Source organism: Streptomyces sp. WZ-12, from assembly GCF_028898845.1.
GTDB lineage: Bacteria > Actinomycetota > Actinomycetes > Streptomycetales > Streptomycetaceae > Streptomyces.
The window spans coordinates 265,589-277,687 of sequence record NZ_CP118574.1; the positions used below are offsets into that span (position 1 = coordinate 265,589).

Annotated in this window: 9 protein-coding genes; 2 read left to right on the forward strand and 7 right to left on the reverse strand. The window is 70.6% G+C overall.

All coding sequences use genetic code 11. The annotated features are described in order from the left end of the window. Window positions 1-197: 197 nt before the first annotated feature. Window positions 198-923 (forward strand): guanitoxin biosynthesis heme-dependent pre-guanitoxin N-hydroxylase GntA, encoded by a 726-nt coding sequence (gntA, locus tag PV796_RS00675; protein WP_274910747.1) that lies wholly within the window; start codon window positions 198-200, stop codon window positions 921-923. 79 nt (window positions 924-1,002) lie between these two features. Here the strand turns inward: gntA and PV796_RS00680 are convergent, their stop codons facing one another. The 6 genes from PV796_RS00680 to PV796_RS00705 all read right to left on the reverse strand — a co-directional run bounded on the left by PV796_RS00680 (window position 1,003) and on the right by PV796_RS00705 (window position 9,154). After that, window positions 1,003-3,561 (reverse strand): MFS transporter, encoded by a 2,559-nt coding sequence (locus PV796_RS00680; protein WP_274910748.1) that lies wholly within the window; start codon window positions 3,559-3,561, stop codon window positions 1,003-1,005. Further along, entirely contained in the window at window positions 3,558-4,112 is a 555-nt protein-coding gene (locus PV796_RS00685; protein ID WP_274910749.1) for a MarR family winged helix-turn-helix transcriptional regulator, read from the reverse strand. The genes PV796_RS00680 and PV796_RS00685 overlap by 4 nt, the downstream gene beginning before the upstream one ends. A gap of 348 nt (window positions 4,113-4,460) precedes the next feature. Beyond that, window positions 4,461-5,471, reverse strand: coding sequence for an agmatine deiminase family protein (locus PV796_RS00690; protein ID WP_274910750.1), 1,011 nt, complete (start codon window positions 5,469-5,471; stop codon window positions 4,461-4,463). A gap of 39 nt (window positions 5,472-5,510) precedes the next feature. Further along, window positions 5,511-6,446 carry a hydroxymethylbilane synthase gene (gene hemC, locus PV796_RS00695; RefSeq protein WP_274910751.1) on the reverse strand — a complete coding sequence of 312 codons (936 nt, stop codon included), beginning with the start codon at window positions 6,444-6,446 and terminating at the stop codon, window positions 5,511-5,513. A 209-nt stretch (window positions 6,447-6,655) separates the two neighbouring features. Further along, complete coding sequence (proP, locus tag PV796_RS00700; protein ID WP_274910753.1) at window positions 6,656-8,248, reverse strand: glycine betaine/L-proline transporter ProP; 1,593 nt, start codon at window positions 8,246-8,248, stop codon at window positions 6,656-6,658. Between the two features lie 210 nt (window positions 8,249-8,458). Beyond that, window positions 8,459-9,154, reverse strand: a complete 696-nt coding sequence (locus PV796_RS00705) for a class F sortase (RefSeq protein WP_274910754.1) — start codon at window positions 9,152-9,154, stop codon at window positions 8,459-8,461. A 310-nt stretch (window positions 9,155-9,464) separates the two neighbouring features. Between PV796_RS00705 and PV796_RS00710 the strand changes: the two genes are divergently transcribed. Continuing rightward, window positions 9,465-10,169, forward strand: a complete 705-nt coding sequence (locus PV796_RS00710) for a hypothetical protein (protein ID WP_274910756.1) — start codon at window positions 9,465-9,467, stop codon at window positions 10,167-10,169. A gap of 760 nt (window positions 10,170-10,929) precedes the next feature. Here PV796_RS00710 and PV796_RS00715 read toward each other — a convergent pair. Beyond that, entirely contained in the window at window positions 10,930-11,655 is a 726-nt protein-coding gene (locus PV796_RS00715) for a Mut7-C RNAse domain-containing protein (protein WP_274910757.1), read from the reverse strand. Between the last annotated feature and the right edge of the window lie 444 nt (window positions 11,656-12,099).

A 12,099-nucleotide genomic window follows, 5' to 3' on the forward strand; every position in this document is an offset into this window, starting at 1 on the left:
AGCGCGTCACGGTCCAGGCGGGGGGCGTCTCTGCGCCCCAGGGAGCGGCGCCTCATGAAGCCCGTCGTGGGGAGATTTTGTCCGGTTAGGTCCTTGTCGTGGTGATCGGTGCACCGCACTGTCGATCGCGACAGTCGCGATCTTCCCGGATTACCCCTTAGCACTTCTTCCGTCCCACACACCCCACAAGGCCCACCATGACCGAATCCCATACCGCGGCGCACCGCGCTGCCCTCGAACACTTCATACAGAGCCGTGAGTTCAGTTGCCTGGGCGCGCGGGCCGCCCTCAAACGCGACACCCTCACCCACCGCCACTACGGGGAGCTGGGCGACCCGCGGTCCGCCGAGCAGAACCACCGCGATGTGCTGGCGTACGCCGCCGAGATCCGGCCGCGACTGTCGTCCCAGAGCTTCCGCACCTTCGTGGCGACCTTCGACGGCCCCGGCGACCTCGACGAACTCGGCTACGAGCAGGCGCTGTGGCGGCACCTCCAGTACATCCACGACCTCGACAGCCGCGACCACGGCACCGAGACCGGCTACACCTCCGACCCCACCCGGCCCGAGTTCGGATTCCATGTGGGCGGGATGTCGTTCTTCCTGGTCGGGATGCACCCCGACGCCTCCCGCGTCAGTCGCCGCTTCCCGGTGCCGGCCGTCGCGTTCAACTCCCTGACGCAGTTCGTCCTGCTCGGCGAGAAGTTCTACTCGATGCAGGACGCGATCCGGCGGCGCGAGGTGCGCAACAACGGTTCCGTGAACCCGAGTTTCGTGACGTACGAGTACGAGCAACCCGCCCGGCACTTCTCGGGCCGGTACACGGAGCGGGCGTGGTCGTGCCCGTTCACCTCCCGACACGAGGAGGCCGCAGCCTCCGGTGCCGATGACGCGGACGGCGAGCTGATCCGGCCGCAGGCGTAGCGCCGGGGAGTTCCCGGTACGGCGAAGGGCCCGGCGACCGAAGTCGCCGGGCCCTGGCTCGTGCCGTTCGCGGTGGGTGTCAGTTCACCGTGTCGTGGCTGAGCTCGATGTCGCACTCGGTCTGCCCGGAGGCGTCCAGCCGCAGCGGGGCGGCGGCCGGCGGGTAGCCGCTGGCGATCAGCGTGTACTCGCCGCTGTCGAGGTCGGTGAAGACGTACTCACCGTCGTGACCGCTCGTGGCGCTGCCCACGACGTTGCCCGTGGGGTCCAGCAGGGTCACCCGGGCGTCGTTGACCGCGCCGCCCTGTGCGGTGCGGACGGTGCCGCGCACCTGGGCGCCCAACGTCAGCCGGATCTCGTACCAGTTGCGGTTGCCGGCGGCGACCTCCACCTGGAGGGCCGACGGGCGGTGCCGCTCCGCGCTGACGGCCAGCGTGTAGCTGCCGGGCGTCAGCTCGTTGAACACGAAGCCGCCGTCCTGGCCGACCACGCCGGAGGCCACGACCTCGCCGCGCACGTCGGTGGCCACGACCAACGCACCGGGTACCGGGTCGTCGTTCTTCTCCTCGCGGACCTCGCCGGAGAGTCCGGCCGCGCCGCTCAGCGTGAGGTCGAAGGCGGCCGGTTCGGCGCCCACCACGACCGTCAGCGCCTGCGGCTTGCGGGCGCCGGCGGAGCCGATCAGGACGTAGGTGCCGGGGCCGGTCGTCGGTAGCGCGTAGCCGCCGTCGGCGTCGGTTGTCGCGCGGCCGAGCTGGCGGCCGCCGACGCTGATCAGGGTGACCGCGGCCTGCGGCACCGGTCGTCCGTCGCTGTCGCGCACCGTGCCGTGGATCGCCGGTCCGGACGCCGTCGGCCCGGGGTCCGGGACGCTCTCGACGGCCGCGGCGGCCGGGGCCGCCTCCTTGGGGGCGGGCGCGGCCGCTTCCGCTGCCGGCGGGACCTCGCCGTTCGCCTCGGCCTCCGCCTGGGCCCGCGCCTGGAGGCCGGAGATCTGCCGCAGCGGCGCCTCCTTGATGAACCACATCAGCACGAAGGCGACCGCAACGACGATCGCGCCCATCAGGAAGACGGTGTGCATCGAGTCGGCGAAGCCGCGCTTGAACGGCTCGGCCAGTCGCGGGTCGAGGTGCTGGATGAACGAGGAGTCGCTCAGCACGCCCGAGGAGCCGCCGTTGGTGGGGTGCTTGAGCATGTCGAGCACCGGCTTGTTGGCCGGGTCCTGCAGCACCGCGGGGTCCTTGAGTGCCTCCTGGAAGCGCAGGGTGGAGGCGGCCTTCTTGAACGCGTCGCCGATCTTGTCGCCGACGGTGCTGAACAGCACCGACAGGAAGATCGCGGTACCGGCGGTGGCGCCCATCTGCCGGAAGAAGGTCGACGAGGCGGTCGCCACGCCCATGTCCTTCGGCGGCACCGCGTTCTGCACGGCGAGCACCAGGGTCTGCATGCAGCCGCCCAGGCCGAGGCCGAAGACCAGCATGTAGACCATGGTTTCCCACAGCGGGGTGTCCCACTGGACGCGGAAGTGGAAGAGCAGCATCGCGGCGACCATCAGCGCGGTGCCGATGATCGGGAAGATCTTGTAGCGGCCGGTCTTGGAGGTGATCTGGCCGGAGACGATCGAGGCGATCATCATGCCCGCCATCAACGGCAGCATTTCCAGGCCGGACTTGGTGGGGCTGGCGCCCTTCACGATCTGGAGGTACTGCGGGATCATCAGCATCCCGCCGAACATGCCCATACCGATCAGCACGGACAGCAGGCTGGTCTTGCTGAAGGTGCCGTTGCGGAACAGCCGCATCGGGATCAGCGCGTCGTCGCCCATCCGCCGCTCGACGAAGATCCAGGCGATGATGCCGACGACGCCGATGACGTAACAGGCAACGGAGTTGGACGAGGTCCAGCCCCACTCCCGACCCTGCTCGGCGACGAGCAGCAGCGGGACGACACCCATGCTGATGGTCAGCGCGCCCCACCAGTCGATGCGGTGGTTGCGCCGGGTGTGCGGGATGTTGAGGACCTTGGCCACGACGAACAGCGCGATGATGCCGATCGGCACGTTGACCAGGAAGACCCAGCGCCAGCCGGTGATGCCGAGCAGGTGGGCCTGGCCGGCCAGCGCACCGCCGATCAGCGGACCGGCGACGCTGGAGGTGGCGAACGTACCGAGCATGTAGCCCTGGTACCGGGCACGCTCCCGGGGCGGGACGATGTCACCGATGATCGCCAGTGCCAGCGACATCAGGCCACCGGCACCGAGGCCCTGGATGGCGCGGAACGCGGCGAGTTCGGTCATCGAGGTGGAGAAGGTGCAGAGCACCGAGCCGATGACGAAGATGCTGATCGCCGTCAGGTAGTACGGCTTGCGACCGTGCAGGTCGGACAGCTTGCCGTACAGCGGGGTGGCGATCGTCGAGGTGATCAGGTAGGCGGTGGTCGCCCAGGCTTGCTGGCTCAGGCCGTGCAGGTCGTCGGCGATGGTCCTGATGGACGTGCTGACGATGGTCTGGTCGAGCGCGGCAAGGAACATCCCCAGCATCAGACCGCTGAGGATGGTGAGGATCTGGCGGTGGCTGAGCGCCCCCGCCCCCGGTATCGCCTTGGCTTGCGCCCCCGGCGGAGAGGTGGCTGTGCTCATCTACGTATCTCTCCCTGCTCCACGGCGGTGCCCTGGTCTCCCCCTGAGCACGGTCGTGAGTGTTGACGTTCTGCCAGGTCGTGGTTGAGCCGGCTCATCAGCCGGATCAGGTCGGCCCGGTCCTGCGGCGACCAGGCTTCGAGGATCCCGGCCAACTCGGCGTCCCGTTGGCGCCGGTAGTCCTCGAAGCGGGCCCGGCCCGCCTCGGTGGCGGTCAGCAGCGAACCGCGCCGGTCCTCCGGGTCCGGTCGACGGGCGACCAGACCGCGCTCGACCAGCGAGCGCACCTGCCTGCTGACGGTGGACAGGTCCAGGAAGGCATCGGCGGCGAGGTCGGTCGCCCGTTGGTCGCCGCCGCACACCAGCCTGGCCAGCAGCACCCGGTCGGCGGCGCCGGCGTCGTGCTTGACCCGTTGCTTCCAGGCCGCGATCAGGCGGGTGAAGCGGACCATCTCGGTCCCCAGTCCCGCGGCCACCTCGTCCAGACTCGACGCGGCGGTGATCTCCGGGACCCCCGCTCCGTCGGAGGCATGGACCGTGCCGTTGCTCATCGTCGTGATCCTTCGCACTCAATGGGCGCATGCGTGAAAGCGCGATCCAGCCGGTCCACTGGATACATTGCTTGTATCCAGCAAGCATAGCGGGTGGAAGCCGGTGCCGCTGACCAAGGGACGACCTGTCGCGGCCCGGGCCCGGGAGCGCCAACCGGGGACCTCCGACACGGCCCGCCGCTGCCTCAAGGAAAAGTCCCGCCAAGGTGGTACATATGCCGGCAACACTCGACCGACCCCGACCGGAAGGGAGAAGTCATGTCGTCGAAGCGTCGCCGCAAGAAGAAGGCGCGCCGCAACCACGCGGCCAATCACGGCAAGCGCCCGCAGTCCTGAGCGGGCCCGCGGCTAACCGGGGCGGGGCGCCCCGGGAAGCTGCTGGGTGATGCAGTGGACCCCGCCGCCGCCGAAGGCGAGCGTCGGGGCCGGCACCCCCACCACTTGGCGGCCGGGCAGCGCGGCGGCGAGCACCGCGAGCGCCTCCTCGTCCCGGTCGCCGCCGCCGACCGGCACCACCGCCCCACCATTGGCGAGGTAGAAGTTGAGGTACCCGACCTCGACCTCCTCGCCGTCGACCGTGCCGTACGCGGTCTGCGGCAGTTCGACGATCTCCAACTCCCGGCCCCGGGCGTCGGTGGACGCCGCCAGGACCGCACGGTTGGCCCGCATCCGGGCGTGATCGGGGTGCCGCTCGTCATCGGGCACGAAGGCGACGACCTTCCCGGGCGCCACGAAGGCGCAGACCCCGTCCACGTGACCGTCGGTCTCGGTGTCCTCCAACCCGCCGTACGGCAGCCAGATCACCTTGTCGATGCCCAGTCGCCGGCCGAGCTCGGCCTCCATGTCGACCCGCCCCATGCCTGGGTTGCGGTTGGGATGCAGCAGACACTGCTCGGTGGTGATCAGCGTGCCCTCGCCGTCGACGGTGATCGCCCCGCCCTCCAGCACCATCTCGGAGTGCACCCGGTCGATGTGCAACCGGTCCAACAGCCGCGCGGCCAGCCGGTCGTCGTCATCCCAGGGACGGCGCTTGCCGCCCCAGGCATTGAAGCGGAAGTCCACGCCGACCCGGCGCCCGTCCTCGGCGAACGCGAAGATCGGGCCCGCGTCCCGCATCCAGGAGTCGTCCAGGGGCAGTTCGACGATCTCGATGCCCGGGCCGCACTGCGCACGGGCCCGAGCCCCCTGCCCCGGCGCGGCCACCATCAGCACCGGCTCGAACGCGGAGACCGCACGGGCCACCTCGGCGTACTCCCGCCGAGCGGCCCCGAACGCCGCTCCCCACAGGGATTCCCGGCTCGGCCAGGCCATCAGGCACAGCTCGTGCTCGGCCCATTCGGCGGGCATCCGAGGACGCATGAACCGGGCTCCCTGCTCGTGTGCGGGCGGTTGACGGGATCAGTGCGCGATGCTGTCGATCAACTCGCGGGCGCCCTGGCGCAGCAGCGCCACGGCAACGGACGTCCCCAGTGTCTCAGGGGTCAGCGGACCGGCCCACTCGTGCGCGTTCAGCACGGTCTTGCCGTCCGGGGTGAAGACGCTGGCCCGCAGCGAGAGCTCACCGCGCCGATCGGTGGTGGCGAACCCGGCGATCGGGCTGTTGCAGTGCCCCTGGAGGACGTGCAGCAGCATCCGCTCCGCCGTGGTCTCCCGGTACGTCGCCGGGTCGCCGAGCCCGCTCACCGCGTCGATGGTCTCCGCGTCGTCCTCGCGGCACTGGAGGGCCAGCACGCCCGCGCCGATCGGCGGGCACATCAAGTCCACCGGCAGGATCTCGGTGATCGCGTCGGTGCGGCCGATCCGCTCCAGGCCGGAGACCGCCAGCAGCAGGGCGTCGGCGTCGCCGGCGGCCAGCTTCTCCATGCGGCGGTTGGCGTTGCCGCGCATCGGGACGCACTCCAAGTGCGGGTACGAGGCGGCGAGTTGGGCGATCCGGCGCACCGAGGACGTGCCGATGCGGGTGCCCGCGGGCAGCTCGTCGAGGGTACGGCCGCCGGGGTGGATCAGCGCGTCGCGGACGTCGTCCCGCTTGAGGAAGGCGGCGAACGTCGTCCCGGCCGGCAGCGGACGGTCGCCGGGAATGTCCTTGACGCAGTGCACCGCGAGGTCGGCCGCACCGGCCAGGAGGGCGGCGTCGACCTCCTTGGTGAACGCCCCCTTGCCCTCCACCTGGGAGAGCGCCCCCATCCACCGGTCTCCGGTCGTCTTGACGGGGACGACCTCCGTGGTGATGCCGGGGTACAGCGCGGCCAGTTCGGCGCGGACGCGCTCCACCTGAGCCAGGGCCATCGGCGAGTCTCGGGAAACGATGCGGATCAGTTCTGGGGCGGACATGGCGCCGATGATAGACCGTCAAATACGGACAGTTACCGACAGCGCGTCGGAGTTCGAGTGCGTCGCGTCACCCCCGCACCGCTATCCGGACGGACGGCCGGCGCCCCACTCCCCACACTCCGCTCAAGTCGCCCAACTCTCCCCCACCGCATGCCTGTTGGGGCCCACAGGCATCCGCCTTCATCAGCACCGCCGGCGGGGCCGCACGGTCAGCGTCTGGCCCAGGGATGCCGCAACCGGATCCAGATGTCGCGGGCCCGCCGCCCGGCCTCCGTGCGACTGTGGGCGACCAGCTTCCGGGCCTGCTCCTTGGTCTCCACCATCGGGCCGGAGCCCCGCAGCGGCTTGCCCGCCGTCTCGTGCAGGAAGAGCGTCGAGACGAAGCCGACCACACCGGCGACCATCAGGTAGTACGCGGGAACCAGCTGGCTCCCGGTCAACTGCACCAGCCCGGAGGCGAACAGCGGCGTGGTGCCGCCGAACAGCGACACCGAGATGTTGAAGGCGATGGACAGCGCGCCGTAGCGCAGCCGGGTCGGGAAGAGCGCCGGGAGGGTGGCGGCGGAGGTGCCGGCGAAGCAGACCAGGAGCAGGCCGAGGATCAGGCAGCCGAGGGCGGGCAGCAGGATGCCGCCGGCCCGGATGAGCAGGATCGCAGGGGTGGCGAGCGCGATCAGGGCGATGCTCCCGGCCATGAAGACGGGGCGGCGACCCCAACGGTCGGAGGTGCGGCCGACGGTGGTGATGGTGAGCACCACCACGATCATGGTGCCCAGGATCAGCAGTTGGGCGGTGAGCGGGTCCTCGCCGAGGGTCTCGGTCATGAAGGTCGGCAGGTAGGACGTGACCATGTAGTTGGTGACGTTGTAGAGCAGCACCAGGCCCATGCAGATCAGCACCGCCTGCCAGTGCCGGGTGAAGATCTCCTTCAGCCTGCCGTGCCCGGACTGGCGGGCGACCTCGACCGGGTCCTCGCCGCCCGCGGCGCGGTTCTCCTCGGCCTCCCGGTGGGCCTGTTCGGCCTCGCGCTGGAAGGCCGGGGTCTCCTCCAGCCGCAGCCGCATGTAGAGGCCGATCAGTCCGAGCGGTCCCGCGACGAGGAACGGCAGTCGCCAGCCCCAGGACACCAGTCCGTGCTCACCGAGCACCGCGGTGAGCACGGTGACCAGGCCGGAGCCGAGCGAATAGCCGACGAACGTGCCGAAGTCGAGCCAACTGCCGAGGAATCCGCGGCGTTTGTCGGGGGCGTATTCGGCGATATAGGTGGTGGCTCCGGCGTATTCACCACCGGTCGAGAATCCCTGCACCAACCGGCAGATCAACAGCAGAATCGGCGCGGCAAAGCCGATGGCCTGATACCCGGGCAGGAATCCGACGGCGAAGGTGCTGATCGCCATCATGATCATGGTGGCGGCCAAGACCTGCTTGCGGCCGATGCGGTCACCGAGCGGCCCGAACACCATGCCACCCAACGGCCTTACGAGGAATGCCGCGGCAAAGGTCGCGAACGACGCGACGACCTGCGCGCCCGGCGAACTGGCCGGGAAGAACACTTTTCCGAGGGTGCCCGCCAAGTAGGCGTAGACGCCGAAGTCGAACCACTCCATCGTATTGCCGAGCGCGGCCGCCGAAACCGCCCGGCGTACCGCCGGCCGGTCGGTCACCGTTACGTCCGCGACGCTCAGCGGTCGTTTGCGGCGACGCAGCAGAATACGCAAAAGGCGGTCGGTGTCGGCACTGCCGCCACCGGACTTCTTCCGGAGCGGACGGCGGCCGGTCGGTTTTCCGCGTTCGGCGCTCATTTCATTCCGTCCGGGAGCTCAATTCCGTGCCTCATATGCGGCATTCTTTCTCCGGGCGTTCCGCGGCGGGGCAGCCCCGCCGGGCCGCATGTCGAACGCCGCGGTCCGCGTGGTCCTTTCCGGGGTGCCCGGCAGCCGGGAGCCCGGGCCGGCGGTCGGCCGACCCGGGCTCCGGCCACCGGCCCGTACGCGGACCGGCGGCGCGTCGTCCTAGGCGCGCTTCGACGAGGTGAGGTGGGCGAAGGCCACCACGTTGGCCCTGTAGTCCTTGGCCTTGTGGTCGTAGGAGCCGCCGCAGGTGATCAGGCGGAGCTGGGCGTCCGGAGTGTCGGCGTAGACCCGGTCGTTGGGGAAGTTCGCCTTGCTGAAGGTCTCCACGGAGTCGATCTTGAACGTGGCGACGATCCCGTCTTCCCGGGTGATCTCGACGGTGGCCCCGGGCTTGAGGATCTCCAGTTGCAGGAACACCGCCGGGCCGGTCTTGGTGTCCACGTGCCCGGCGACGATCGCGGCGCCGCGCTCCCCCGGGGCAGCACCGTCCTGGTACCAGCCGACGAGGTTCTTGTCATTGGCCGGGGGCGGGTTGAGCTGCCCGGTGGGGCCGAGGGTGAGGTTGGTGAAGGGCGCGTCCACGCCGAGCTCCGGGATCGTCAGCCGCTTCGGGGCCGAGCGGGACAGTGCCAGGTCGGAGTGGGGCGCGGCGGCCCGGTGATGGGCGGAGGCGGCCGCGGGACGGGACTGCGGTGTGGCGTCCGCCGAGTCGTCCAGGGAGTTGTAGACGAGGAAGGAACCCAGCAGAAACGCTCCCGCGGCCCAGATCAGGCCGCGTCCCGTGGTACGGGGGGCGGCGGTCTCCTCTGGTGGGTCGGGGTTCGGATTCGGCTGGGGCGACTGCTGGGCGGTCATGAGGGGCCCTTTCGTGAAACGGGCGGAGCGAGATGCGGGGAGGACATGCGCGGCGCCGTCGCACGGCACTCGGGTCGTCTTGGGGCGCGCGGCGCCGGGCGGCGGACCCGCAATCGCCGCGGCCACCGTCCCACGAGGACGGTGGCCGCGACTGCACATCGACCTCCGGAGGGGCAGCCTTCTATCAGGCCGCGGTGCCCGACGTGTTGCGGCGACGCAGCATGTAGGCACCGGCGCCCAGACCACCGAGCATCAGGACGGAGCCGGCGGCCAGACCGCTGCCGGACATCGCCATCCCGCCGCCACCGGTGTGGACGCCACCGTGCGGACGGCGGCCCCAGTGGTCGTGGCCGCCGCGACCGTGGTCACGGTCGCCGCCGCGGTCGCGGTCGCCGCGGCCGTTGTCGTCACGGTCACCACGGCCATAGTCGTCACGGTCACCACGGCCATGGTCACGGTCGCGGTCACCACGGCCACGGCCGTGGTCACGGTCACGGTCGCCACGACCGTGCTCGTCGCCCCAGTCGCCGATCACGTGCATGGCCAGGGCGCCGCCACCGGTGTGCACGCCGCCGTGCGGCCGGCGGTGGTGGCCCCAACCGCCGTAGTCGCGATCGCCGCGGCCGTTGTCGTCGCGGTCGCCACGGCCATAGTCGTCACGGTCACCGCGACCGTTGTCACGGTCACCGCGACCGTTGTCACGGTCACCACGACCGTGGTCACGGCCGCCACGACCGTTGTCACGGTCACCACGACCGTGGTCACGGCCGCCGCGGCCGTGGTCACGACCGCCTCTGCCGTGGTCGTTGTCGTGGTCATTGCCGCTGACGGAGGTGGCGCTGCCCGAGGCGAAGTCCTCGACCAGGCCCATGGCACTCGCAGCGGGGGCGGAGATGGTGAGTGCCGCCGTGATGGCGGCGGAAGCGAACAGTGTGCGGGCAGTGCGCATGGAGACATGTTCCTTTCGGCGCGACTGCGAAGGCTGACACTTCGTCTGCACATCGGATCGCAGTAGCGACGTGATCACCGTCAGTCCGAATCCGGCTCGGCACCACCGGAGAACGTCGCATTTGGGGGACAACATCGGCTCTTCGGGTGGCCGGGGGCGAGGTATTCACCCGTTGGACGGCGCTCAGCTCCGGCGTGTCGTCATCAAGGTGGGCTAGGGACCGGCTAAAGGGGCCCGAGGAGGGCGACATCGGCACGCGCCGGACCCGATGGCGCGGGCCCGCAGGCTGACGGGGCATCGGGAACCGGTACACGGTCACCACCAAACCTGCGCCAAGGCATTTCCCAGGCACGGCACCGTGGGAATCGGAACGGTCGGCGACCGAGGGGCTGAGTGCCTGGCAATGACTTGCAGAACAGACAGTCGCTCCCGGCTGCCTGGCGCGTTCCCATGACGTGACGTCAATTGGCTCGGTGCGTCCGTAGAGTCCGGGGTGGGGCGGGCGAGCAGGGTGGCGGCGGAGGGACGGTGACCAGCGGAGGGCCATCGAAGGTCCGGGGCCGCCCGCGGTCCTCATCGACGTCGGCGGAGGCTCTCACCGGAACAACTGCCGGCAGCCGACGCCGAGCGGAGCGACCGGCTGGGGAATTCCCAACGCGCCTTCCTGGCAGCCCTGTTCGACGGCAACGATGATCGAGCGCTGATCTACCGGACCGGGCAGGAAGCCCGGTGAGGCATCCTGCCCGGAGCCGCGGGGTGCTCGCCGACACGGGGGTGTGGGAAGCGGGTGAGTCGCCTCGGTGTCGGGTGGGGGCCGTCGCGCCGTTCAGCCGGTGCCGGCCCGCAGCGCCTCCTGGACGATCGCCTCCAGGCGGGCGTGATGGGCCCCGCGCCAGTAGACCCGTCCGCACGAGGTGCACTGCGCGAAGACGTCGTAGGTGCGCTGCGTGCCGTGTTGGAGTTGCTGTTGGACGGAGTCCTTGTCGGCGGCGGACAGACGGCCGTTGCAGGCGGTGCAGCGCGTCCAGGGATCCAGCGTTGGGGCGAACCGGCCGAGCACATCGCGGAGTTGGTCGTCCGGGCGGTCGCTGTAGATGTAGGCCCCGGCCCAGAGCTCGCGCCGCTGGAGCAACCCGCGGTCCCGGGAGAGCAGCACCCGCCGTTCCTTCGCGGAGAGTGCGGCCAGCGCCGCGTCGCCCGGGTCCTCGTTGGTGTAGGCCGCGTCGACGCCCAGCAGCCGCAGCCGGCGGGCCAGGGTGCCGAGGTGCACGTCGAGGAGGAACCGCAGTGGCGCGCCGGGGATGCGTTGCGGCCGCTCGACCGCGTGGACCTCGATGCGTTCGCCCTGCTGCGGCACATGGGAGACGGGCGCCTCGACGCCGTCCACGACCAGTCGTCCGACCTCGGTGAGCGGGACGCCCAGCGACTCGACGACATGGCCCAGCGTCGAGGCACCGTCGGTCACCAGGGGCGCGCGGCCGGCGCTGCGCTCCGCGCCGACGAAGAGGTGCAGTTCAGGGGCGAAACTGAGGTCGATCTCGGGACCGTTCACGTCGCACAGCATGGCATCGGGCGGGCGGTGACAGCCAGCGGATTCTCGGGTGGCGGGGGTCCGCGGGCAGGCCCGCCCGGGCGTGCGCGGGGCGTGCGTGCTGCGCACGGAACGTAGCGGTGCGGCGGGCGGATCGTGGGCCGCGAGGAGACCGGTTCGGCCGTCCCAGGTGATCGACGCGCTCACCGCCGGGCGGCCCCGCGGCGGCCGCGACCGGCACCCTGGGACTACGGGATGTCCACCACCCCGAGTACCCCACTGCACTGCGGATGGAGGACGTCACTCCCCGCGGCTCCTCCGCTGGAACGACGATGCGCGCGCCCGGTCTGCGTACGGTGAGCAGTGTGCAGCCGGCCCCATGGCGCGGTGCTGTGCCGAGTCTTGTGGAACGTCGAAACATGTCGCGAGTCGAGAGAGGCGGGACGGCAGATGCCGGAAAATCCG